Annotated in this window: 3 protein-coding genes and 1 pseudogene; 1 reads left to right on the forward strand and 3 read right to left on the reverse strand. The window is 71.6% G+C overall.

Going from position 1 to position 26709, the window contains the following annotated elements; all coding sequences use genetic code 11:
* Positions 1 to 88: 88 nt before the first annotated feature.
* Positions 89 to 1339: a serine hydrolase domain-containing protein gene (locus ACZ6AA_RS36055; protein WP_471462744.1), complete on the reverse strand. Its 1251-nt coding sequence runs from the start codon at positions 1337 to 1339 to the stop codon at positions 89 to 91.
* Between the two features lie 205 nt (positions 1340 to 1544).
* Between ACZ6AA_RS36055 and ACZ6AA_RS36060 the strand changes: the two genes are divergently transcribed.
* Positions 1545 to 2435, forward strand: coding sequence for an NAD(P)-dependent oxidoreductase (locus tag ACZ6AA_RS36060; RefSeq protein WP_471462689.1), 891 nt, complete (start codon positions 1545 to 1547; stop codon positions 2433 to 2435).
* Positions 2436 to 2496: 61 nt separating this feature from the next.
* Here the strand turns inward: ACZ6AA_RS36060 and ACZ6AA_RS36065 are convergent.
* Together ACZ6AA_RS36065 and ACZ6AA_RS36070 are read right to left on the reverse strand one after the other, a co-directional pair.
* Positions 2497 to 2646, reverse strand: a pseudogene (locus ACZ6AA_RS36065) (VOC family protein); the annotation flags it as partial.
* 220 nt (positions 2647 to 2866) lie between these two features.
* Positions 2867 to 25540, reverse strand: coding sequence for a non-ribosomal peptide synthase/polyketide synthase (locus tag ACZ6AA_RS36070; RefSeq protein ID WP_471462691.1), 22674 nt, complete (start codon positions 25538 to 25540; stop codon positions 2867 to 2869).
* Positions 25541 to 26709: the final 1169 nt, after the last annotated feature.

A 26709-nucleotide genomic window follows, 5' to 3' on the forward strand; every position in this document is an offset into this window, starting at 1 on the left:
GGGCCCCTCTCAACCGGCGTTGGCGGGAGTTCTGGTAAACCTGGCCGGTACACGCTTTCCGTGCGTCACCGAAGAGGACAGAAAACGGTCAGCGGATGTCGTGGATGAGTTTCCCGATGATGGAATCCACCTTTTCCGAGTCGAACCTTTCCGAGCCGACCATCAGGGTCACGGCCCGGCGGCCGTCCTCGGTGACGGCGTTCCTGAATTTGTGGCCGCTCTCCATATAGCCGCTGTGGCCCCAGGTGACGAAGCCCGGAGTGCGCTCATAGCGCTCGACTCCCAGGCCGTAGCCTTCGCCCAGGTCATCGGGAATGGTCTTCTTCATCTCGGCCAGTTGGGCCGGAGCCAGCAGTTTCCCCGACCACAGCGCGGTCCAGAACGCGGTCGCGTCGGCACTGGTGGAGACCAGCGCACCCGACGCGTCGGCCGCCGAGACGTTCCATTCCGTCTTGTCCACCAGCTTCCCGTCCTGGACCACGTAGCCGCGCAGGTCGGGCTTGCGGAGCGTGACGCGGTCTCCGGGCCAGTAGGTGCCGCGCAGGCCGAGGGGCTTGATGAGCCGCTGCTCGATCTCGGTGCCGATGCTGCGCCCGGTGACCTCGGTGACGATCAGTCCGGCCAGGTTGTAGTTGGTGTTGGAGTAGGAGAAGCCGTCCGGGGTCCGGTCGTCGGGCGGGGGCAGCTTCAGCGCCTGCTCGACCGTCTCCAGGGGGTCGAAGTGGTCCCAGCGGTGCTCTTCCAGGTCCTCCCACTCCGGCCCTTCCAGGTAGTCGGGCAGGCCGCTGGTGTGCTGCAGGAGCTGCCGGACCGTGATCTTGCGGCCGTCGTAGTCCTTGGTGCGGATCAGGCCGGGCAGGTAGTGGTCCACGGAGTCATCGAGCTTGATCCTGCCTTCGCCGACGAGTTGCAGCACGACCGTCGCCACCCAGGTCTTGGTGTCGCTGGCGATGCGGCTGTGCTCATTGCCGACGACCTTTCGGCCCGTCCTGAGGTCGGCGAGGCCGACACCGCCGTTCCAGACGCCGCAGCGCGGGCTTTTCACGGTCACGCTGATGCCCGACGCCCCGACTTTGTCCAGTGCCTTCAATGCGGTCTGTACGGGCTTGGTTTCGCATCGTGGTGTCGCGGTCGACGTGGCGGTCGGCGCCACGAGAGAGGCCGTGAACGCCAAGGCCAGGACAGCACTCGCCTTGCCTCGCATAATGTCTCCTTCACCGTGCATATGCGTGCGGCGTTGATGGGATTCCGCCTCGAGCCAAGGAGTGCGGCGGCTGCCGTGTGAAATTCCTTGCGAGCGGCTTGCGCGCAGTCTTTCTCCTGTTCTGACCGCGTGCATGCGGCGCCCGTCCAGAAATCCCTGGCTGGTTTTGTCCGTACGGCCAAAGGGGCGGGGATGCCCGATACGGGGTTCGCGACCTCCGGCACGCACCGGGACGTCTCTTGACCTCAAGTCCCGTTCAACTTCTAGCGTGCGTTCCGCGCAGCGCCACAGGCGGCCCTGGACGAACCGGGCCACCACGACCTGAACGAGGATGACGTTGATGACCACTGCCTCGACACGGACCGACGCTCAGCCGGCCGTGACCGTGATCGGTCTGGGCGAAATGGGCTTCACGCTCGCCGGTGCCTTCCTGGACGGCGGGCATCCGACCACGGTGTGGAACCGCACTCCGGAGAAGGCCGCCGCCCTGGTCGCCAAGGGAGCCCAGCGGGCCGCGACCGTCCGCGACGCCGTCGCCGCCAGCTCGCTCGTGGTCGTCAGCGTGAAGGGCAACGCCACGGCCCGGGAGTTGCTGGAGTCAGCGGGTGACGCGCTGTCCGGCCGCACCGTGGTCAACCTGACGGACGGGACGTCGGCGGAAGTCAGGGCTGTGGCCGACTGGGTCGCAGGCCAGGGCGCGGACTATCTTCACGGGCAGATCATGACGATCGCCCCGGGCATCGGCGGCGCCGAGACCGTGATCTTCTACGGTGGCTCCGACGCCGTGTACGACCGCTGTCAGCCGATGCTCCGGCTCATCGGCGTCCGGGGAACCCTGGTCGCGGCCGACGCCGGTGTGCCGACCCTGTACGGGATGGCCGTGCACGACACGATGTGGGGCACGCTCAACGGATTCCTGCACGCGGCCGCGCTGTTGTCCAGCGAAGGCATCGAGGTCAAGCGGTTCCTGGACGACGCCGGCGCGTCCGTCTCTGCTCTCCTCGCGTCCTTCCCGATGATCGCCGACGAGGTGGACCGCGGCGCGTATGCGGCGGAGTACGGAGCGCTCCAGCACCACCGGCCCTCGGTCGAGGACCTGATCCGCGAGAGCGAGGCGCGGAACATCGACACCGGCTTCCCCCGCTACACCCTCGGCCTCGTGGACAAGGCGATGGAGGACGGGCATGCCAACGACAGCTACGCGCGTCTGGTCGAGCACTTCAGGAAGTAGTGCAGCGGATTCCTGCTCTGCCTGCCGGATGTCCGGCAGGCAGAGCAGGCGGGGCCTTACGTCAGGAGGACCGGACGCAGAACTCGTGGCCGTCCGGGTCGGTCATGCATCGCCACGGGACGTCGCCCTGCCCGAGGTCGATGTCGGTGGCGCCGAGGGCCCGGGGCCGGGCGGCCTCCGCCTCCTGGTCGTCGCCGAACTCCCCCAGCAGCCCCGCGAGCGACGCCATCTCCGCTTGCCCCATTCCACGACACCGCATGAACTCTCAAGCCTCCCCCGGCACACAGCGTAAAAGATCAGCAAGGGGTACGGGACCGAGACGCTCAAAGGCGCAACCGCGGTTCCTGTTGTCCGCGATGCACACAACGGCCAGTGCGGGCAACGGGGCGCGCCGTAGCCGTTCAGCGGCCACGGCCCCGCTCAAGGGCGTGTCAGTGGTCGGTGACCGGCTCCTCCTTCAGGTGGCGGTTGACGAGCGCGCAGATCTCGGCGCCGGGCCGCGGCTCGTGCAGACCGATGTGCGTGGCCTCGATGTCGTACGCGTACACGGGCCCTTCGACATGAGGCGCCCAGAGAGGTGCGTACGACTCGTCGCTGTTGAGGGTCGCGTTGAAGAACAGCGTGACCCCGCGGTAGCCCCGGGGCTGGGTGAACTCCCGGGTCATGCGGCCGTGTTCGACCAGGATCTTGGCGCCGTTCTCGACGAGCCGCTCACGGACGGCGTCGTCGTCGACGCCCGATGACAGCACGTAGTCCCTGATGCCGTCGCGTGCCTCGGACGTGTCGGGCACCGGCTGTCGGGCGAACCAGTCGCTGGGCACGGAGTCGAGGATCGCGAGCAGCGGCACCTCATGGCCACGGCGCTGGAGTTCCACGGCAACGGCGTGCCCGATGGTGCCGCCGATGGAGTGCCCGATCAGTTGGAACGGCCCGTCCGCCTGGACGCTGAGGATCTGCTCCACGTAGTCGGTGACCATGTCCGCCATGGACTCCGGCAGCGGCGCCCCGTCGAAGCCCCGGGCCTGGATGCCGTAGACCGGCCGGTCGCCCAGTTGGGCGTCCATGCCCAAGTAGGGCCAGCACAGCCCGAGGCCCGGGTGGATGAACCAGACGGGTGTGCCGCTGCCGCCGCTCCGCAGCGGCAGCACCACCCCGAACGGGTCGGTGCGGCCCGTGGGTTCGGCTCCATCGGTCAGGTGTTGCGCCAGTTCCGCCACGGTCGGGGACTGGAACACCACCCGCATCGGCACGTCCACCATGAGTACCGCGCGGATGCGGCCGACCAGGCGGGTGGCGAGGAGCGAGTGGCCGCCCAGGTCGAAGAAGCTGTCGTCGATGCCGACCTTGTCGACGCCGAGCACCCCGGCGAAGACGCCCGCCAGGATCTCCTCCTGGGGAGTGCGCGGGGCACGGTAGGGCGCCGCGACGGCGAATTCGGGCTGCGGCAGCGCCTTGTGGTCCACCTTTCCGTTCGGGGTCAGCGGGATGTGGGCGAGGGCCAGATACACCGACGGCACCAGGTGTGCGGGCAGGCGGTCGGCCAGGTAGGAGCGCAGCTCTGCCGGGGTCGGTCCGTCGGCCGTGGGGTCGGCGGGCACGACGTACGCGACGAGCTGGTTGCCGGAGTCGGCGCCCGCGTGGGCGAGCACGAGTGCCTGGCCGATGCCGTCATGCCGGGTCAGGGCCGTCTCGATCTCGCCGGGTTCGACGCGGAAGCCACGGATCTTGACCTGGGCGTCGGCACGGCCCCGGAAGTCGAGACGACCGTCACGAGTCCAGGCCACGATGTCGCCGGTGCGGTACATCCGCTCACCGGGAATGCCGAACGGACTGGCCACGAACCGCTCCGCCGTGAGGCCGAGACGACCGAGGTAACCGCGCGCCAGACCCGTCCCCGCCAGATACAGCTCACCGGCCACGCCCGGCGGAACCGGCCGCAACGCGGAGTCCAGGACATAGGCGCGCATGTTGTCCATCGGCGACCCGATCGGCACCGTTTCAGCGACCACGTCGGCCCGGGTGACCGGTTCACAGGTCGCGGCCATCGTGATCTCCGTGGGCCCGTACGCGTTCACGACCCGCACGTCCGGACAGGCCCGGAAGGCCTCCCGTACCGCAGCCGAGGACATGACGTCGCCACCGGTCCAGATCTCCTTGAGGCCCGTGAAGGCCCCCGGCTCCACTTCGGCGATCACCTTGAACAGGCCCGATGACAGGAAGGCCGCGGTCACGCCGTATGTGTCGATGGTGCGGGCCAGCGTGGTGGCGTCCAGACGGCCGGGCGGGGCGAGCACGAGGGTACCCCCGCGCAGGAGCGGCACCCACAGCTCGTAGGTGGAGGCGTCGAATGCCTGCGCCGAGTGGTGCAGCACCCGCTCATGACCGTCACCGGCGAAGCGGTCGTCGCATGCCAGGTCGACCACACCCTGGTGGGTGACACCGACCCCCTTGGGCGTACCCGTGGAACCGGAGGTGTACATCACATACGCCAACTGCTCCGCATGACCGGCCAGTTCAAGCGCCGCACCCGAAGCTCCGGCAAGGGCAGCCACGGAGCCGGGCTCGTCGAGGACGAAGTGCGGGCAGTCGCTGTCCGGCAGCCCCGCCGCGATCTCGGCGTTCGTCACCACCAGCACCGGCGCCGCATCCCGCAGCATGAACTCCAGCCGCTCAGCCGGATACTCCGGATCGACCGGCAGATAACCACCCCCCGCCTTCAAAATCGCCAGAAGAGCCACCACCTGCTCCACCGAACGCGGCAACGCCAGACCCACCACCGAATCCCGACCCACCCCCCGCGCCACAAGCACCCGCGCAAGCCGACTCGACCACTCATCCACCTCCGCGTACGACAACTCCTCCTCACCGCACACCAGGGCGACCGCGTCCGGCGCGGCGGTCACCTGCTCCTGGAACACCTCGGCGATGCCGCGCCCGGCCCGCTCCCGGCCGGTGTCGTTGAACCGCTCCAGGACCTGGTCGCGTTCCGTCCCGTCGAGGAGGTCCAGGCGGGCCACCGGGAGGTGCGCGTCGGCGGCGACCCGTTCGAGGAGCTGCCCGAACCGGGCGGCGATCCGTTCCGCCGCGGCCTTCGGGAACAGGTTCTCCTGGTACTGGAGTTCAGCGCGCAGGTGCGGCTCCGCGGCGGCGACCACAGCGAGCGGGTAGTGGGTGCCGGTGGTCGCACGCACACCGGTGAGGGCGGCACCGGCCACCGCGTGCGCTTCCTCGAGCCCCGCCTCGTCCACCGGGTACGACTCCAGGACGACCATGGTGTCGAACAGGGTCGGGAGGCCCATGGTCTCGTGGATCCGGCTCAGGCTGTGGTGATGGTGGTCGAGCAGTGGTGTCTGGCGCTCCTGGAGCGAGGTCAGGGTCTGCGCGAGCGTGGCGTCGGGCGCCCACGTGACGCGTACCGGCAGGGTGTTGATGAACAGGCCGACCATCTCGTCGACCCCCGCCACCTGCGGCGGCCGCCCGGAGACGGTCGTGCCGAGCATCACGTCCCGGCGGTCCGTCAGGTAGCCGAGGAGAAGGCCCCAGGTTCCCTGCAGCAGGGTGCTGAGGGTGACGCCCAGCTCGCTCGCCCTGCGGGAGAGCTCCCGCGCGGCCGGGTCGGGCAGCGGCACCTCGATCTGCCCGAGGCCCTCCGACTCGGCGGTGGCACCGGCCGGGGCGGCGAGGAGCGTCGGCTCCATGACGCCGTCCAGCTCCCGCGCCCAGGCGCGGGCCGCCGCCTCCTGGTCCTGCTGGGACAGCCAGACCAGGAAGTCACGGTACGGGCGCACCCGGGGCAGTGCCGAGGGGTCCCCGCCGGAGCCGTAGAGGCGCAGCAGTTCCCGCAGCAGGTGGGGTATCGACCAGCCGTCGTACAGGGCGTGGTTGGCGGTGAAGACCAGCTCCGTGCGGTCCTGGCCCCTGTGGATCAGGGCGAGGCGAAGCAGCGGCGGCCTGTCGGGATCGAAGTGGACGGCCTGGTCGGCGGCGAGGAGGCGCTCGAAGGCCGCGTCCCGTTCGGCGTCGTCGAGGTCGGTCAGGTCCACGGCCTGCCAGGGGAGTTCGACGTCGTCGAGGACGAGCTGGACCTGCTCTCCGGCCGCGCTCGTGACGAAGGCGGTCCGGAGTGCGGCATGCCGGTCGAGGAGGGCCTGTCCGGCGGTCCGCATGCGCTCCGGGTCGACGTTCCCGGACAGGCTGAAGACGAGCTGTGTGTGGTACGCGTCGAACGACGACTCCGCGAGCATGCCGTGGAAGAGGATGCCCGACTGGGTCGCCGTCACCGGCCACACGTCGGTCGGCGCACCCCGGTACAGATCGTGCCACCGGTCCAGGTCGCGCTGGCTCACCCGCACCAGTGGCACGTCGGACGGCGTGAGGCCGCCCGCTCCGGGTGCGGCGGCGTGCAAGGCGAGGCTTTCGAGCGCCGTGCGCCACAGCTCGATCAGCTCGCGCGCGTCGTCGGGTGCGAGCAGCCCGATCGGGAAGCTGATCTGCGCGGTGAGCCGCGGGCCCTGCGTGGTGTCGGAGACGAGGGAGGTTACCTCGATCGTCGCCATCGCGGGCATGTCCGCGTCGAGGTCGGCGCCCCGCAGGCCGTTGTCGTCTGCGGGCGTCCAACCGAGGCCGCGCGGCTCCTCGGGCGTGTTCTCGGCGAACCGGCCCAGGTAGTTGAAGGAGATCTGGCCGCCCGTGGCCGACTTGAGAAGGTCGGCGGTCTCGGGGTTGAGGTAGCGGAGCAGGCCGTAGCCGACGCCGTTCTCCGGTACGGCGTGCAACTGTTCCTTGACGGCCTTCAGCACCTGGCCCGCGGCCCGGCCACCGCCGAAGGCGTCCTCCAGATCGACGCCGCCCACGTCCACGCGCACGGGGAACATGCTGGTGAGCCAGCCCACGGTGCGGGACAGATCAGCCCCCGGCGCCGCCGCCTCCTCACGGCCGTGGCCTTCAAGCCGGATCAGCGCCGACGGCTCGTCGACCCCGCGCGCCCGCCGCCACTTCGCGAGCGCGAGCCCGAAGGCGGTGAGGAGACCGTCGTTGACGCCGGTGCGGAACGCGGCGGGCACGGTGGTCAGGAGCGCCTCGGTTGCCGCGACCGGCAGCTCCACCGACTCGTGCGCCACCGTGCCGCGCACGTCGACGGCGGGGTCGAAGGCCCGGGAGCCGAGGTCGGGGTCGGGGCCGGACACGACAGCCCGCCAGTGGTCGAGCTCGGCGGTGCGCCGTGGGCTGGTTGCCTCCTCGGCGAGGGCGTGGGACCACCGTCGTACGGAGGTGCCGACCGGGTCGAGCCGGGGTGTCCGGCCGTCCCGGATGTCGTTCCAGGCCGCGGCGAGGTCGGGCAGCAGGACGCGCCAGGACACGCCGTCGACGAGGAAGTGGTGCAGGACGAGGAGGAGGCGTCCGGGGGCACCCGGGCCGGGGTCGCACCATACGAATTGGGCCATGACCCCGGCTGCCGGGTCGAGGCGGCCGGTGGCCCGGTCGAGCTCGGCGGCAGCGCGGTCGCGCCAGGCCGCCTCGTCCCAGCGGCCGTCGCAGGCGACCCGGTGGATCAGGGCGGCCGGGTCGACTGATCCCGGCGCGGTGACGTGCAGGCCCGCGTCGCCGTCGTCGGTGACGACGAGCCGGGAGCGCAGGATGTCGTGGTGGTCGAGGACCGCGCCCAGGGTCGCGGCGAGCCCTCGCTCGTCGATGCCGCCCGGCAGCACGACCTCCATGGACATCGCGAACCGGCCGAAGCCGCCGCCCTGTTCCGCGAGTTCCAGCAGGTAGTGGCCGATGGGCAGGAGCGGCATCCAGCCGACGCCGCCACCGTCCAGCTCCGCCAGGACAGCGGCCTGTCCTTCGGCCGCCGCGACGTCGGCCAGCTCGGCCACGGTGCGGCACTCGAAGATCTGTCGCGGGGTGACCTCGACGCCCTGGGCGCGGGCCCGCGAGACGACCTGGATGGAGCGGATGGAGTCGCCGCCGATGGCGAAGAAGTCGTCGTCGACGCCGACCCGGTCCAGGCCCAGGACCTCGGCGTACACGGCGGCCAGGATCTCCTCGGCGGTCGTGCGCGGTGCCTGGTACGCGCCGCCGGTGAACTCCGGCTCCGGCAGCGCCGAGTGGTCCAGCTTGCCGTTCGGGGCCAGGGGCAGCCGGTCCAGGGTCACGAACACCGACGGCACCATGAACTCCGGCAGCCGTTCGGCCACGAAGGCGCGCAGCGCCTTGGCGGAGACACCGGTGCCGATGCCCGCGTCGGCGGCGGTGGGTACCACGTAGCCGACCAGTTGCGTGCTGCCGCGGACGTCCCGGGTGCCGACGACCGCCTGCGCCACGCCCGCGTGTGCAGTGAGTGCCGCCTCGATCTCGCCCGGTTCGATGCGCAGGCCGCGCACCTTGATCTGTGCGTCGTCGCGGCTCACGTACTCCAGATGCCCTTGGGAGGTCCAGCGGGCCCGGTCACCGGTGCGGTACATCCGTGTCCCCGGCGGGCCGAAGGGGTCCGGCAGGAAGCGTTCGGCAGTCAGCGCCGCCCGCCCGTGGTAGCCGCGGGCCACGTTGCCCGCGACGTACAGCTCGCCCACCACACCGACGGGTACGGGGGCGAGCCCGGAGCCGAGGACGTAGGTGCGCATGTTGCCCAGGGGGGTGCCGATGGGGGCGCTCGCGCCGCCGGTCGGCTCCGTGTCGGCGGTGAAGGTGGTGGCGTAGAACGACTCCGTCTGGCCGTAGGCGTTGACGACGCGCGCTCCCGGCAGGGCCTCGTGGGCCGACCGCACCAGCGCGGCGGGTAGCGCTTCACCGGCGAAGACGACGGCGTCGGCCTCGATCCTGTCGCCGATCTGGTCCACCAGTTCGGCGAAGACCGACGGCACCGTGCTGATCACGCCGCCGTCCCAGCCGCCGCGCTCACCGATCACAAGGACGTCCCGGACCAGTTCGACGGTGCCTCCGGCCGCGAGGGTGGTGACGATCTCGAACACCGAAACGTCGAAGTTCACGGAGGTGCCCGCGAGCATCCGCGTACCCGCGTGGATGTCCACCACCTCGGCCAGCCGCAGCACGCCGTTGACGACGTCCCGGTGCGTGACCGTCACGCCCTTCGGGGTGCCGGTCGAGCCGGAGGTGTACATCACGTACGCGGCGTTCAACGGCCGCGCCGCTGCGGATTGCCGGTCCCGCGCCGGGGTGTCGTGGACGCCCAGGTCCAGGTCGTCGACGAGCAGGCGCGGGACGTCGGCGCCCGTGAGCACGCCCTGCGCGGAAGCGTCCGTCAGGACCAGCGCGGGCCGGGCGTCCGCCAGGATGAAGTCCAGCCTGGAGCTCGGGTACTTCGGGTCGATCGGCAGATACGCGCCGCCCGCCTGCCAGATCCCCAGCATCGCCACGACCAGGTCCGCCGAGCGCGGCAGCGCGAGCCCCACGACCGTCTCCGGACCCACCCCGCGACCGGCGAGCTCACCGGAGAGCCGCCCGACCCGGGCTGCCAGTTCCGCGTAGGACCACTTCTGGTCCTCGCAGACCAGTGCCGTGGCCTCGGGGGTGGCCGCCGCCCGCCGCGCGAACAGTTCGGCGGCGGTCAACTCCGGCGTCGCGGCGGCCGTGCCGTTGAAGCCGGAGAGCACGAGCTCCCGCTCGTCCGGCTCGACGAGTTCGACACCGCGCACGTGCTGGCGCGGGTCAGCGGTGAGCCGATCGAGGAGGCGGACGTAGCGGTCCGCCAGTTTGCGGACCGTGAGGTCGTCGAAGAGGTCGGTGGCGTACTCCAACGAGCCGACCACACCGCCCAGTTCGGGCAGGTCGACCATGTGGAAGGTCAGGTCGAACTTCGCCGACTCGCTGTGCGCGCGCTCGAACTCCACCCCTAGACCCGGCAGTTCGAAGCCGTCGAGGTCGAAGTTCTGCCAGGCGAACATCACCTGGAACAGCGGCGCGTACGCGGTCGACCGCTCCGGGTTGAGTTCCTCCACGAGCCGTTCGAAGGGCACGTCCTGATGGTCGTAGGCGGCCAGGGACTTGACTCGGACCTGGTCGAGCACGTCCGTGAAGGTCGGGTTGCCCGCCAGGCGGGTCCGTAGGACCCAGGTGTTGACGAAGAAACCCACCAGGTCGGCGAGGTTCTCATCGGTGCGGTTGGCGATCGGCGAGCCGATCGTGATGTCGTCACCCACACCGAGACCGTGCAGGAGGACGGCCAGGGCCGCCTCCAGGACCATCGACTCCGTCGCCCCGTGGGTGCGGGCGAGGTCCGCCACGGCGCTCATGATCCGGTTGTCGACGGAGAACTCGACGGCGGTGCCGTCGTGACTGGCCCGCCGCGGGCGGGGGCGGTCGGTGGGGAGTTGGAGGGGCTGCGGGATGTCCGCCAGCTCCTCGCGCCAGTACGCGACCTGGGTGGACAGGAGGCTATTCGGGTCGTTGTCGTCGCCGAGCAGGTCACGCTGCCACAGCGTGTAGTCGATGTATTGCGCGGGCAGTTCCTCCCACTGCGGCGATCCGTCCGCGAGCCGGGCCGTGTAGGCGGTGTTGAGGTCGCGTGCCATCGGGGCCAGGGACGCGCCGTCGCACGCGATGTGGTGCACCAGCCACACCAGCACGTGATCCGCCGCGCCCAGGCGCAGCAGTGCCGCCTTGACCGGGATCTCCCCCGCCAGGTCGAAGCGGTGCGCGGCGAACTCCGCGAGGGCCGCCTCGACCCCACCGGGTTCGACCTCCACGACCGGGACGTCCAAGTGGGCCTCGTGCGCGGGCAGGACCCGCTGGCAGGGCACCCCGTCCTCGCCTTCGGCGAACACGGTCCGCAGGCTCTCGTGCCGCGCCACCACGTCCCTCATGGCGGCGGCGAGCGCCACCGTGTCGAGCTCCCCGCTCAGCCGCAGCGGGAACGGCGCGTTGTACGTGGCCGACGGCCCCTCGAACCGGTCGATGAACCACAGGCGGCGCTGCGCGTACGACAGCGGCGCGCGCTCCGGCCGCGGCTCGGCCCTGGTCAGCGGCGGCCGTACCCGTTCTCCCTGGTCGAGGCGTGCGGCCAGCGCGGCCACGGTGGGCGCGGCGAAGACGGTGCGGATGGGCAGCTCGACGCCGAGGGCCGCGCGGATCCGGCTGACCAGGCGGGTGGCGAGGAGAGAGTGGCCGCCCAGGTCGAAGAAGTTGTCGTCGATGCCGACCTGGTCGGCGCCGAGCACGTCGGCGAAGACGCCCGTCAGGGTCTCCTCCGCCGGAGTGCGGGGCATGCGGTAGGGCTTGGCGCTGGTGAACTCGGGTTCCGGCAGCGCCCGGTGGTCCACCTTGCCGCTGGGGCTCAGCGGGATGCTGTCCAGGGACACGAACGCGGACGGCACCATGTGGTCCGGGAGCTGTTCCGCGGCGAAGGAGCGCAGCTCGGCGAGGTCCGTCCCGCTCTCCGTGTCGCTGGGGACGGTGTAGGCGATGAGCTGCTTGCCGAACTCCGCGCTGTCGCGGGTGATCACCACGGCCTGGGCGACGGTGCCGTGCCGGGTCAGGACCGCCTCGACCTCGCCGGGTTCGACGCGGAAGCCACGGATCTTGACCTGGGTGTCGGCACGGCCGTGGTAGACCAGGCTGCCCTCCGGCGTCCAGGTGGCGATGTCGCCGGTGCGGTACATGCGCTCGCCGGGGGTGTCGCCGAAGGGGCAGGCCACGAAGCGTTCGGCGGTCAGGTCGAAGCGGCCGAGGTAGCCGCGGGCGAGGCGGTCACCGGCGATGTACAGCTCGCCGGGCACGCCCGGCAGGACCGGGCGGAGCGCCGAGTCAAGGAGGTAGATCCGGGTGTCGTCCATCGGCCGGCCGATCTCGCCGCGTACGCCGATCCCCTCGTGCTCCGTGACCCCGTGGAAGGTGCACGCCATCGTCGCCTCGGTCGGCCCGTAGCCGTTGATCACCCGGGTGCCGGGGCAGGCCGCGAGGATGTTCTCGTAGGCGGAGCGCGGCACGACCTCGCCGCCGGTCAAGGTGTCACGCAGGCCCGCGAAGGCTTCCGGCAGCTCCTCGGCGATCACTCGGAAGATGCCCGACGACGACATCACGGCGGTCAGCCGGTGCTCGGTCACCAGGCGCGCGAGGGTGGCGGTGTCCACGTGCCCGGGCGGCGCGATCACGAGCGTGCCGCCCTTGAGGAGGGGGAACCACTGCTCGTACGTGTTGCAGTCGAAGGCCTGCGCGCACTGCGTAAGGACCCGCTCGTGCGCGCCCTCGCGGTACCCGCTCTCCGAGCTGAGCCGTACGACGCCGCGCTGGGTGACGCCGACGCCCTTGGGCCTGCCGGTCGAGCCGGAGGTGTACATCACGTACGCCAGTTGGTCGGGATGCCCGGCGACGGTCAGCGGCCCGGCCGGCTCCCGGGCCACCGCGGCCGTGGTCTCCGGCTCGTCCAGGACGAGAGCCGGGCAGACGTTCTCCGGCAGGCTCGACGCGTTCTCGGTGTCGGTGACCACGAGAGACGGTGCGGAGTCGCACAGCATGTACGCCAGCCGCTCGGCCGGGTATTCGGGGTCCAGGGGGAGATAACAACCGCCCGCCTTGAGGATGGCGATGACGGCCACGACCTGGTCGGCCGAGCGGGGCAGGGCGAGACCCACCACCGAGTCCCGCCGCACGCCGTGCGCGACGAGCACGCGGGCGAGGCGGTTGGCGCGGGCGTCCAGCTCCCGGTACGTCAGCTCCTGCTCGGCGGACACGACCGCGAGCCGATCCGGGGCCGCCGCCACGTGCTCCGCGATGACCTCCGCCATGGAGTGCCGCACGGCCGGCTTCGCCGTGTCGTTGAAGCCCCGCAGCACCAGGTCGCGCTCATCCGCCTCGAGCAGGTCCGCCGCCCCGATCCGGCGGCGGGGGTCGGCGGTGAGCTGCCGGAGCAGCCGCACGTACCGATCCGCCAGCTTGCGGACCGTGGTCTCGTCGAAGAGGTCGGTGGCGTACTCCACCGAGCCCACAGCACCGCCGTGCGCGGGCTCCGCCATCAGGTTGAAGGTGAGGTCGAACTTCGACGACTGGCTGTGCGGCCACTCCAGTGCGACGTCCACGCCGGGCAGCGCGAAGTCCTGGCGGCTGTTGTTCTGCCAGGCGAACATCACCTGGAACAGGGGTGCGTAGGCCGTGGAGCGTTCGGGGTTGAGGGCCTCCACGAGCCGTTCGAAGGGGACGTCCTGGTGGTCGTAGGCGGCCAGGGACTTGGTGCGTACGTCGTCGAGCACGTCCGTGAACGTCGGGTTGCCGCCCAGGCGGGTGCGCAGGACCCAGGTGTTGACGAAGAAGCCGACCAGGTCGGTGAGGTACTCGTCGGTGCGGTTGGCGATCGGCGAGCCGATCGTGATGTCGTCACCGCCACCGAGACCGTGCAGGAGGACGGCCAGGGCCGACTCCAGGACCATCGAGGACGTCGCTCCGTGGGTGCGGGCGAGCTCGTCGACAGTGGTCATCAGCTCTGCGTCGAGGGCGAATTCGAGGGAGTCGCCTCGGTAGCTGGCCTCGGCCGGGCGGGGGCGGTCGGTGGGCAGTTGGAGGGGCTGCGGGATGTCCGCCAACTCTTCCCGCCAGTACGCGACCTGAGCGGAGAGGAGGCTGTCCGGGTCGTTCTCGTCGCCGAGCAGGTCACGCTGCCACAGCGTGTAGTCCACGTACTGCGCGGGCAGTTCCGTCCACTGCGGGAATCCGTCCGCGAGCCGGGCCGTGTAGGCGGTGGTGAGGTCGCGTGCCATCGGAGCCAGCGACGCGCCGTCGCACGCGATGTGGTGCACCAGCCACACCAGCACGTGATCCGCCGCGCCCAGGCGCAGGAGCACCGCCTTGACCGGGATCTCGGCGGCCAGGTCGAAGCGGTGGGCCATGAAGTCCACGATCGCGCGTTCCAGTCCGGCCGGTTCGACCTCCAGGACCGGCACGTCCACGTGTGCCTCGTCCACGGGCAGGACCCGTTGGAAGGGCACGCCGTCCTCGTCCTCGGCGAACACGGTCCGCAGGCTCTCGTGGCGCGCCACGACGTCCCGGACCGCAGCCCGTAGGGCGTCGGCGTCGAGTTCGCCCTGCAGCCGCAGCGGGAACGGCGCGTTGTACGTGGCCGAGAGCCCTTCGAACCGGTCGATGAACCACAGCCGGCGCTGCGCGAAGGACAGCGGTACGCGCTCGGGGCGCGGGGTGACGCGGGTGAGCGGCGGCCGTACCCGCTCTCCCTGCCCCAGGTGCGCCACCAGGTCCACGACCGTCGGGGCGGTGAACACCATGCGGATGGGCAGCTCCACGCCGAGCACCGCCCGCACCCGGCTGACCAGGCGCGTCGCGAGCAAGGAGTGGCCGCCGAGGTCGAAGAAACTGTCGTCGACGCCGACCCGGTCCAGGCCGAGGACCTCGGCGAAAAGACCGCACAACAGCTCTTCCTGCGGCGTGCGCGGAGCCCGGCCCGTCGCCACCGCCGCGAAGTCCGGCGCGGGCAGCGCCTTGCGGTCCAGCTTCCCGTTCGCCGTCAGCGGCAGTTCGGGGATGGCCACCAGGGAGGCGGGCACCAGGTGTGCGGGCAGGCGGTCGGCCAGGTAGGAGCGCAGCTCTGCCGGGGTCGGTCCGTCGGCCGTGGGGTCGGCGGGCACGACGTACGCGACGAGCTGGTTGCCGGAGTCGGCGCCCGCGTGGGCGAGCACGAGTGCCTGGGTGATGCCGTCGTGCCGGGTCAGGGCCGTCTCGATCTCGCCGGGTTCGACGCGGAAGCCACGGATCTTGACCTGGGCGTCGGCACGGCCCCGGAAGTCGAGACGACCGTCACGAGTCCAGGCCACGATGTCGCCGGTGCGGTACATCCGCTCACCGGGAATGCCGAACGGACTGGCCACGAACCGCTCCGCCGTGAGCCCGAGACGACCGAGGTAACCGCGCGCCAGACCCGTCCCCGCCAGATACAGCTCACCGGCCACGCCCGGCGGAACCGGCCGCAACGCGGAGTCCAGGACGTAGGCGCACATGTTGTCCATCGGAGACCCGATCGGCACCGCTTCAGCAACCGCGTCGGCCCGGGTGACCGGTTCGCAGGTCGCGGCCATCGTGATCTCCGTGGGCCCGTACGCGTTCACGACCTGGATGTCCGGGCAGGTGCGCAGGGTCTCCCGTACCGCTGTGGGAGACATGACGTCACCGCCGGTCCAGATCTCCATGAGGCCCGTGAAGGCTTCCGGCCCTGTCTCGGCGATCACCCTGAACAGGCCCGACGGCAGGAAGGCCGCGGTCACGCGGTGTGCGTCAATGGTGCGGGCCAGCGTGGTGGCGTCCAGACGGCCGGGCGGGGCGAGCACGAGGGTGCCCCCGCGCAGGAGCGGCACCCACAGCTCGTAGGTGGAGGCGTCGAATGCCTGCGCCGAGTGGTGCAGCACGCGTCGGTGCGCTTCCCCCGCGTACCGGTGGTCCAGGGCGAGGTCGATCAGGCCCTGGTGGGTGACGCCGACCCCCTTGGGCGTGCCCGTGGAACCGGAGGTGTACATCACGTACGCCAACTGCTCTGCATGACCGGCGAGTTCAAGGCGCTCGTGCGAGACCCGGGAGAGGGCAGCCACGGAGTCGGGCCCGTCGAGGACAAGGTACGGGCAGCCGCTGTCCGGCAGCCCCGCCGCGATCTCGGCGTTCGTCACCACCAGCACCGGCGCCGCATCCCGCAGCATGAACTCCAGCCGCTCAGCCGGATACTCCGGATCGACCGGCAGATAACCACCCCCCGCCTTCAAAATCGCCAGAAGAGCCACCACCTGATCCACCGAACGCGGCAACGCCAGACCCACCACCGAATCCCGACCCACCCCCCGCGCCACAAGCACCCGCGCAAGCCGACTCGACCACTCATCCACCTCCGCGTACGACAACTCCTCCTCACCGCACACCAGGGCGACCGCGTCCGGCGCGGCCACCACGTGGCGCCCGAACAGGCCCGGAACGGTCACGTCGGGAGTCGCGGCGGCGGTGTCGTTGAAGCCGTACAGCACGAGCTCCCGCTCGTCCGCCTCGACGAGCTCCACGTCGCCGACGCGCTGCCGCGAGTCGGCGACGAACCGCCGGACCAGCCGGGTGAACCGGTCGGCGAGCCGCTGGACGGTGTCGCGGTCGAACAGGTCCGTGGCGTATTCCAGGTGGCCGACCACGCCCTCGCCTGGCTCCTCGACCAGGTTGAAGAACAGGTCGAACTTCGCCGACCGGCTGTGCAGCCACTCCAGCTCCACCTCCACGCCCGGCAGCGCGAAGTCCTGGCGGCTGTTGTTCTGCCAGGCGAACATCACCTGGAACAGCGGCGCGTAGGCCGTCGAACGCTCCGGGTTGAGCACTTCCACAAGCCGTTCGAAGGGCACGTCCTGGTGGTCGTAGGCCGCCAGGGACTTGGCTCGGACCTGGTCGAGCACGTCGGTGAACGTCGGGTTGCCGTCCAGGCGGGTGCGCAGGACCCAAGTGTTGACGAAGAAGCCCACCAGGTCGGTGAGGTTCTCATCGGTACGGTTGGCGATCGGCGAGCCGATCGTGATGTCGTCACCGCCACCGAGACCGTGCAGGAGGACGGCCAGGGCCGACTCCAGGACCATCGACGAGGTCGCTCCGTGCGCGCGGGCCAGCTCGTCGACGGCGGCCATCAGGTGCGCGTCGAGGGTGAACTCCAGGGAGTCGCCCCGATAGCTGGCCTCGGCCGGACGCGGGCGGTCGGTGGGGAGCTGGAGGGGCTGCGGTATCTCCGCCAACTCCTCCCGCCAGTAAGCGACCTGAGCGGACTGGAAGCTGTCCGGGTCGTTCTCGTCGCCGAGCAGGTCACGCTGCCACAGCGTGTAGTCCACGTACTGCGCGGGCAGTTCGGTCCAGCGCGGAGCCTGGCCCGCGAGCCGGGCGGTGTAGGCGGTGGTGAGGTCGCGGGCCATCGGGGCCATGGAGGCGCCGTCGCACGCGATGTGGTGCACCAGCCACACCAGCACGTGCTCGTGTGCGCTCAGGCGCAGCAGGACGACCCTGATCGGTATCTCGGCGGACAGGTCGAAGCGGTGTGCGGCGACCCCGGTGATGGCCGAGGCGACGCCCTCGGACGCCACGTCCACGACCGGCATGTCCAACTGGGCCCGGTCGAGGGGCAGTACCGACTGGAAGGGCACGCCGTCCTCGTCCTCGGCGAACACGGTCCGCAGGCTCTCGTGGCGCGCCACCACGTCCCGCATGGCAGCGGCGAGCGCCCCCGCGTCCAGTTCACCGCGCAGGTGCAGGGGGAACGGCGCGTTGTAGGTGGCCGATGGTCCTTCGAACAGGTCGATGAACCACAGGCGGCGCCGCGCGAAGGACAGCGGTACGCGTTCGGGGCGCGGGGTGACGCGCGTGAGCGGCGGCCGTACCCGGTCGCCTCGTCCCAGGTGGTCCGCCAGTTCCACGACGGTCGGAGCGCTGAAGACGACACGGATGGGCAGCTCGACGCCCAGTACCGCCCGGACGCGGCTGACCAGCCGGGTCGCGAGCAGGGAGTGGCCGCCAAGGTCGAAGAAGTTGTCGTCGATGCCGACCCGGTCCAGGCCGAGGACCTCGGCGAAAAGACCGCACAACAGCTCTTCCTGCGGCGTGCGCGGAGCCCGGCCCGTCGCCACCGCCGCGAAGTCCGGCGCGGGCAGCGCCTTGCGGTCCAGCTTGCCGCTCGCGTTCAACGGCACCTCGGCGATGGCCACCACGGAGGCGGGCACCAGGTGTGCGGGCAGCCGCTCGGCGAGGTACTCGCGCAAGGAGCCGACCACCGCCCCGATACGGCCTGCGGCGGCGGGGTCGCTGGTCAGCGTCCGGTCGGCCCGGCCGGAGGCGAGGTACCCGCCGGGCACCAGGTGACCGGCCACCGCCCGGCCGTCGGGGAAGACGACCGCGTCGAAGCACTCGGCGGCCGTGGACGACCAGGTCAGCAGGAGGCCGTAGCCGTGCTCGGCGGCCCAGTCGGTCAGCTCCTGCGGGTCCACGGCGACGGCCGCTGCGGGAGCGCCCGTCACGGACATCGCGGCGGCGGCCTCGGCCTCGCCGGTGAGCCGGGCGTTGGGGATGCCCGCCACCCGCACCGGCGTGTCCCCGTGGGCCCGGCAGCGTTCGCGCAGGGCGGTGAGGTCGCCGACCTGGCGGCCCCACCGCAGGGTCGGCGTGCCGTCGGCCGCCACCGGTTCCACCGGCGCCTTGTGGAGGGTGACCTCGTAGCGGTGGCGGGTCAGTTCGTTGTGGGCGCGGCCCGGCTTCAGCCGGATGTCGGCCCCGGCCGCGCCGTGCCGCTCGGCCCAGTGCGTGAACCAGTCCGGGTCCAGGACCAGTTCGGGCTCCATCAGCATCGAGCGGGCCACCGCCGCCCGCGCCACCGACGGCGCCGCGTCGGGGTGCTGCGCCCGCTGCACGCCGACGCGGAACAGCCCCAGGGTGGCCGCGTTGCGCACGTCGCCGACCACGATGCGCCCGCCCGGCGCAAGGAGGTCGAAGGCCTGCGCGAGGACCCGGTCCAGGTAGTCGGCGTCGGGGAAGTACTGCACCACCGAGTTCAGGACCACGGTGTCGAAGTGCCCGCGGGGCAGCCCCGACACGTCGTCCGCGAGCTGGTGGCGCAGCGTGACCTTGTCCGCGTGTCCGGCCTGTGCGACCTCCTGCCCGAGGCGCTCGATGACCTGCGAGGACAGGTCCGTCGCCCAGTACTCCGCCACGTCGGACAGGAGGTGTGCCATCAGCAGGCCGGAGCCGACGCCGAGCTCCAGGACCCGGCGCGGGCCCCAGCAGGCGATCTGCTCGACCGCGGCGTCGCGCCACTCCCGCATCTCGGGCAGCGGCAGGGGCCGCCCCGTGTAGCTGGAGTCCCAGCCGGTGAAGTCCTCGCCCCACACCGTGTTCGCGGCCGAGTAGACCTGGTCGTAGATCTCCTCCCACTGGCCGACCTGCCGCGAGGCGTCCTCGGCGTGATCTGCGGCGTCCGGGTGCGGCACCACATAGCCCACAAGGCGCCGCTCGCCCGTCTGGTCCTCGCCGAACGTCACTACCGCGTGCGCGACCCCGGGGTGGTCCGCGAGCACCGCCTCGACCTCACCGGGCTCGACGCGGAAGCCGCGGATCTTGACCTGGGTGTCCACCCGGCCCTGGAAGACGAGACTGCCCTGCGGAGTCCAGGCGGCCACGTCCCCGGTGCGGTACATGCGCTCGCCCGGAGCACCGAACGGGCAGGCCACGAAGCGTTCGGCGGTGAGACCGAAGCGGCCGAGGTAGCCGCGGGCGAGGCGGTCACCGGCGATGTACAGCTCACCGGGCACGCCCGGCAGGACGGGGCGGAGCGCGGCGTCCAGGACGTACAGGCGGGTGCCGTCCATCGGCGGGCCGATCTCCCCCGTCACGCCGATCTCCGCGGCCTCGGTGACGGGGTGGATGTTGGTGGCCATGGTCGCCTCGGTCGGCCCGTACGCGTTGATCACGCGGGTGTCCGGGCAGGCGGCGAGGATGCGTTCGAAGGCGGTACGGGGCACGACGTCGCCGCCCGACCACGCCTCGCGCAGTCCGGCGAAGGCTTCCGGCATCTCCTCGGCGACCACCCTGAACATGCCCGCGGACGAGATCATCGCCGTCAGCCGGTGCTCGCTGACCATCCGCGCCAGGGTCGCGGCGTCCAGCCGTCCGGGCGGGGCGATGACGAGCGTGCCGCCCTTGAGGAGCGGGAACCACAGCTCGTAGGTGTTGGCGTCGAAGGCCTGCGGGCAGTGCGTCAGGACCCGCTCGTGCGCGCCCTCGCGGTGGCCGCTGTCGGAGATCAGCCGGACGACGCCACGCTGGGTGACGCCGACGCCCTTGGGCCGGCCGGTGGAGCCGGAGGTGTACATCACGTAGGCGAGTTGGTCGACGTGGGTCGGGGCGGCGGTTTCCACGGGTCCGGCCGGGACGTCGGCGAGGGCGGCTCGGGTGTCGGCCGCGTCGAGGAGCAGATAGGGGCAGACGCCCTCCGGCAGGTCCGCCGCGATCCGGGTATGCGTCACGACCAGGGCCGGAGCGGAGTCGCCGATCATGAACGCGAGGCGCTCGGCGGGGTATTCGGGGTCCAGGGGCAGATAGCAGCCGCCCGCCTTGAGGATGGCGAGCACGGTGACGATCTGGTCCGTCGACCGGGGCAGAGCCAGGCCCACGACCGAGTCCCGCGCCACTCCGTGCGCGAGGAGCACGCGCGCGAGCCGGTTCGCGCGTGCGTCCAACTCCTGGTACGTCAGCTCCTGTTCGCCGCAGATCACCGCGAGCCGGTCGGGTCCCGCCTCGACCTGCTCGGCGAAGACCTCCGCCATGGTGTGCGCCACGACGGGCGCGGCGGTGTCGTTGAAGTCGGCGAGGAGCTGGTGGCGCTCGGCGGGCGCGAGCACGTCGACGTGGCCGACCTGGGCCCGCGGGTCCTCGGCGATCCGGGTCAGGATGCGGGCGAAGCGGGTGGCGTAGTCGTCGGCGGTGGCCTGCTCGAAGGCGTTCCGCTGGAACTGGATGTGCAGGCGGGGGTGCGGGCCGTCGGGGTAGACGAAGACGACCAGCGGATAGTGGCTGGGCGTGAACGCGCGGATGCCGGTGACGGAGATCCCGGCCGCCGCGCTCGCCTCGGCGATGGCGGCACGGTCCATCGGGAACGACTCGAAGCCGATCACGGTGTCGAACAGGGCCTTGTGGCCCGTCAGGTGGTGCAGATCGCTGAGGGCGTGGTGGTGGTGCTCCTGCAGCGCGCCCTGCCGGTCCTGCAGGCCGGTGAGGAGGTCGGCGAGCGTGTCCGAGGGCGCGCACCGCACCCGTACGGGAAGGGTGTTGAGGAACATGCCGACGATCGAGTCCACACCGGGCAGCTCGGGCGGCCGCCCGGCGACGCCCGAGCCGAGCACCACGTCCTGACGGCCCGTCACCTGCGCGAGGAGGAGCGCCCAGGCGCCCTGGACGAGGGTGTTGAGGGTCAGGCCGAGATCGGCGGCGGTGCGCGTGAGGTCACGGGCCTGCTCGGTGGACAGGGGGACGTCGACCTGGCCGATGCCGAGACTGCCGCCGGAGCCCGTGGCGGGGGCGAGCAGCGTCGGCTCCTCCAGGCCGCCCAGCTCCTGGCGCCAGGCGCGCGCCGACGCGTCGGTGTCCCGCTCGGCCAGCCAGGCCAGGAAGTCGCCGAAGCCGCGGGGGCCGGGCTGTCCGCCCGCGTGCCCGTCGTCGGCGTAGCAGCGCAGCAGGTCGCCCACGAGGGGCGGCACCGACCAGCCGTCGAACAGGACGTGGTGCGAGGACAGGACCAGCTCGAAGCGCTCAGCGCCGAGGCGCACCAGGTGCAGCCGCAGCATGGGCGGGTCCGCCGGGTCGAAGTGCGCGGTCAGGTCGGCGGCGAGGAGGTCCTCGAAGGCTTCGTCCTGGGCCGCGCCGGTGAGGCGTCCGAGGTCGGTGTACGCGTACGGCAGCCGGGCGCCGTCGACGACGAGCTGGACGAGGTGGCCGTCGGCGTCCGGGACGAAGGCGGTGCGCAGCGCCGGGTGCCGGTCGAGGAGCGCCTGTCCGGCCGCCCGCATCCGCTCGGCGTCGACCGGTCCGTACAGGTGCAGCGTGTACTGCTCCTGGTAGGTGTCGAAGGAGTCGCTGTCGTCGGCCCCGGACGGGTCTTCCGCGGCGGCGTGCAGTTGGCTGTGGAAGAGGATGCCGGACTGGACGGGCGAGGTGGGCCAGATGTCGGACAGGCCGGGGTAGTGCCCCTCCCAGCGGTCGATGTCGGTCTGCGTCACGGAGACCAGCGGGACGTCGGAGGGCGTCAGGCCGCCCGTGCCTCCGTGGGCGACGTGACGGGCGAGTGCGCCCAGGGCCTGGCACCACAGGTCGGCGAGTTCGCGTACGGACTCGGGGGCGAGCACACCCTCGGGAGCGGCGAACACGGCGCTCAGGCACGGGCCCTGGGCGGTGTCGGTGACGGCGGCGTTGATGTCGAGTTCGGCCAGGGCCGGCATGCGAGGGTCGTGGGCGGCGTCGAGGACCGCCAGGTCGGCCACGTCGTGGGCCTGGGTGAAGCCCAGGCCCCGCAGCTCGGCGGGCATGTCGCCGGCGGCGGAGAAGCGGCCGAGGTAGTTGAAGGAGACCTGGCCGCCGGGGTGAGGGGCCAGGGACAGCGCGGTGTCGGGGTTGAGGTGGCGCAGGAGGCCGTAGCCGATGCCCTTGTCCGGGATCGCGCGGAGCTGCTCCTTGACCGCCTTCACCGCGCGCCCGGCCGCCGCGCCACCCGTGAAGGCTTCGCCCAGGTCGGTGTCGGCCAGATCGAGGCGTACGGGGTAGACACTGGTGAACCAGCCCACCGTACGGGCCAGGTCGGCGCCCGGCGCCGCGGCCTCCTCGCGGCCGTGGCCCTCCAGCCGGATCAGGGCCGACGAGTCCCGCACGCCCCGCGTCTGCCGCCACTTGGCCAGGGCCAGGGCGAGGGCGGCGAGGAGCCCGTCGTTGACCTCGCTGTGGAAGGCGGCGGGCAGCCCGGTCAGGACGGCCTCGGTCACCTCCACGGGCAGTTCGACGCGCGTCTCCCGCACGGTGGCTCGGACGTCCACCGCAGGGTCCACCAGGCGGGTGCCGAGCAGCGGGTCGGGGGCGTCCACGATGGAGCGCCACAGGCCGAGTTCGGCCACCCGGCCGGGGCTCATCGCCTCCTCGGCGAGGGCGTGCGCCCAGCGCCGCACCGATGTGCCGACGGCGGGGAGCTGCGGGGTGCGGCCCTCGCGGACCTGGCTCCAGGCGGCCGCGAGGTCCGGCAGCAGGACGCGCCAGGACACGCCGTCGACGACCAGGTGGTGCAGGACGACGAGGAGCCGCCCGGCCCTCCGCGGCCCGGCGTCGAACCACACGCACTGCACGACCACGCCCGCGTGCGGGTCCAACCGGCCTGCGGCCCCGTCCAGTTCGCCGAGGACGAGGGTGCGCCACGCGTCGGCCCGCTCCGCCCAGTCGCCGGCACACGCGACGCGGCGCACCAGGGACGCGGCGTCCACCGTGCCGGGTCCGGCGACCACCAGACCGCCGTCGCCCTCGTCCGTCAGGCGGCACCGCAGCAGGTCATGGCGGTCGATCACCGCGGCGAGCGTCTCGTTCAGGCCGTGCTCGTCGATGCCCGAGGGCAGATCGAGGACCATCGTCTGCAGGAACCGCTCGAAGCCCGGGCCCTGGCCCTTGAGCCAGCTCGCCACCGGCAGCAGCGGCAGCCAGCCCGTGCCACCGCCGTCCAGCTCCGCAAGGACCGGTGTCGCGTCCCCTTCGGCGGTGGCCGCCTCCGCGAGGCGGGCCACCGTCCGGCACGCGAAGACCTGTCGGGAGGTGATCTCCACGCCCTGGGCGCGCGCCCGCGAGACCAGTTGGAGGGACTGGATGCTGTCACCGCCCAGTGAGAAGAAGTCGTCGTCGACGCCGACCCGGTCGACCGCGAGGACCTCCGAGAACAGGAGCGCCAGCGCCTCCTCCGCCTCCGACTGCGGCGCCCGGTACACACTCCCCTGGAACACCGGCTCGGGGAGCGCCGCCTTGTCCACCTTCCCGTTCGTCGTCAGCGGCAGCCGGTCGAGTACGAGGACCCGCGCCGGGACCATGAACTCCGGCAGCCGCGCGGCCGCGAAGGCCCGCAGCTCACCCGGCCCGAACCCGGCGTCGAGAGCCAGGTGCCCGGTGCCGCGTCCGGCCTGCTCCTGCGCGTCCGCTTCGGCGGGCACCACGTACCCGATGAGCTGCGTCCCGCGGCTGCCCTGCTCCTCCCCCGTGTCGCGCCCGTCGTGCGTGGTGACGACAGCGTGCGCCACCCGGGGGTGGGCCGCGAGGGCCGCCTCGATCTCCCCGGTCTCGATCCGCAGTCCACGGACCTTCACCTGGTCGTCGCCGCGGCCCAGGTACTCCAACTGGCCGTCGTCGCCCCACCGCACCACGTCCCCGGTGCGGTACATCAGCTCGCCCGGGGCGCCGAACGGGGTGGCGAGGAACCGCTCCGCGGTCAGGGCGGACCGGTTCAGATAGCCGCGGGCCAGGCTCGGGCCCGTCACGTACAACTCCCCCGCCGTGCCCGGCCCCACCGGTGCGAGGCGCTCGTCGAGCACATGGACGCGGGAACCGGCGACGGGCGTGCCGATCGGGGCCCGGTCGGAGGTCAGGGGCGCGCTGAGGGTGGCGCAGACGGTGGTCTCGGTGGGGCCATAGGCGTTGATGAAGAGGCGACCGGGGGCCCACTGCGCCGCCAGGTGGGGCGGGCACGCCTCACCGGCGACGATGAGGACCCTGAGGTCGGTGAGGTTCCGGGGGGCGTCGGCTGGGAGGGTGGCGACGACCGCAGGCGGGAGCGTGGCGTGCGTGACGCGGCTCTCGGCGAGCATGCGGGCGAGGTCGTCGCCGACGAGGCGGGTCTGCTCCGGTACGACGAGGGTGGCGCCGTTGGTCAGGGCCATGAGCGCGTCCCAGACCGCCGCGTCGAAGCTCGGCGAGGCGAGCTGCAGGATCCGTGATCCGGGCGTGACGGCGAAGCGTTCGCGGTGCGTCGCGCGCAGGGCGGCCAGGCCGGTGTGGGTGACGGTGACGCCCTTGGGGCGGCCCGTGGAGCCCGAGGTGTAGATCACGTACGCGGCGTTGGCGGGCGTGGGGCGGGGGCGGTCTGCGTCGGTCAGCGGGGCGGCGTCCACGTCGGTGAGAGCCGCGTCGGGGGACCCGTCGAAAGCCCCGCCGAGGCCGCCACCGAGGTCTCCGTCGAGGCGCAGGACGGGCGCGGTGAGCCGGGGCAGCCGCCTCTCGGTCGCGGTGTCCGTCAGTACGAGGCCCGCCCCGGAGTCCGCCACCATGAAGGCGAGCCGGTCCTCGGGATACTCCGGGTCCAGCGGCAGGTACGCCCCGCCCGCCTTGAGCACCGCGAGCGCCGAGGCCCAGAAGCGCGGTGAGCGTCGCAGCGCGACACCGACGATCGACTCGCGTCCCACACCGCGCGCGACGAGCAGCCGCGCCAGCCGGTTCGCCCGGGCGTCCAGTTCCCGATACGTGAGTTGTTCCGCGCCGAATGCCATGGCGACCGCGTCCGGTGACGCGGCCGCTTGCCGGTCGAACAGCTCGGAGAACGTCGTCATCGGCATTTTCCCGACCACTGCGGAATCTGACATTCCGGAAGCTCCGTCCCTCTGGATTGCTGGCCGAACCCGAGAGCGGGCGACCTCAGTGCTCCCTACTCGATATCCCACCTCCCGCTCAGGACCAAGGATTTTGTCCGGGCAACCGGACACACCCATTTACGACAGCCGCGAATCAACCGGCAAGGAATCAGCCAGAGTTAACCGGAATCAGAAACTGGGCCCGGCAGGCGGCGCATGAGGTGCGAAGTCGGCAGCGTTGGAGCACAGCGAGCAATTCTTAAGCGATTCACCTCGATTACCCGCACCGGGGCGACGACGGATCCGCGGTGCCAGCGTTAAGAACGCGCCAAGATCAACTGCGACGAGCACATCGGAGGGCTGATAATGGCCCGCCACCTGGGCATACCCGGTCCGCCGAAGCGAAGAAGAAGCGGAGGGAGGACTACGGGTTCCGCCGCCCGATCGGCGCCATGACAGTCACCGGACAGCCGGAATGCCCACGTGCCCATGCCAGCTTCCGCCGTCGTGCGTGGAATTCCAGAGCCCTGCGCTCTCGGCAGCGGCACGATTCAGCGAGGCCACCTCAGCCACAAACCTGACAGCCCGTACGGGCGCGCATACAGACAGCCTCAAGTCCCCACAGATTTGGGACGCCGCACATCCGAACTTTCTCGGCAGGTTGTGAAGGATCCGAAAGCGATCGGGGTCAGCGCAGCCAGATCGGCGACTCGCATTGGCGCCCATGTCATTGACACGTGCTGATGCCCGACGCGCGGGAGAACGGGAACCGGAGAAGCCGGGACCGACTTGACGCGGTGACCGCTCACTATGCGCCACGGGTAATCCGCTCGTGGGAAGCCGGGGTTGAGGGCGCGGTCCGTGGGGCACGGGTGCGCTTGACCAGGATCGGGAGCGGAAGGAGCCTGGCCGATGGGCGACACGGGCACTGCTGAGTAACGGACGGCCGACGACGCGGACGCGGGCGCCGCCGCACTCATCGAGGCGTCGCTCGGTTTTGTGTTCCCGGCCGCGTTCAGGGCGGCCGCCCTCGCGCGCATGGCGGACCACGTGCCCGAAGGGCCCCGCGCACCCGCCGAGTTGGCCGCCCTGCCCGTCGAACCGCGGAAGCGGTAGGGAAACAAGCAGGTCACCCAGAGCATTCGTGTCGAGCTGGCCACGGTTCAACCCCGCCCCCACCA

Source organism: Streptomyces sp. NPDC040610 (genome assembly GCF_055594065.1).